This is a genomic window from Neptuniibacter pectenicola, from assembly GCF_001597735.1.
Taxonomy (GTDB): domain Bacteria; phylum Pseudomonadota; class Gammaproteobacteria; order Pseudomonadales; family Balneatricaceae; genus Neptuniibacter; species Neptuniibacter pectenicola.
The window spans coordinates 1-254 of record NZ_LUTS01000152.1; the positions used below are offsets into that span (position 1 = coordinate 1).

Annotated in this window: 1 protein-coding gene; it reads left to right on the forward strand. The window is 46.9% G+C overall.

Going from position 1 to position 254, the window contains the following annotated elements; all coding sequences use genetic code 11:
* On the forward strand, window positions 1-254 hold a 254-nt coding region (locus A3773_RS17295), incomplete at both ends, for a hypothetical protein (protein ID WP_156473576.1).

Here is a 254-nt window from a genome sequence, read left to right on the forward strand (position 1 = left end):
ATGGCTCGTGATGGCATCACACCAGATGATGACGGCGAAATCGGCCCAATCACTAAAATCAACGAACTAAAAGCGCAAGGCTTCCCTCTTGCGTATGTTGGTGATGTCGTGGGTACCGGTTCAAGCCGTAAGTCTGCAACCAACTCAGTACTATGGCACATGGGAGATGACATTCCTTTCATCCCTAACAAACGTGCTGGTGGTGTATGTATTGGTAGTAAAATTGCTCCGATTTTCTTCAACACCATGGAAGA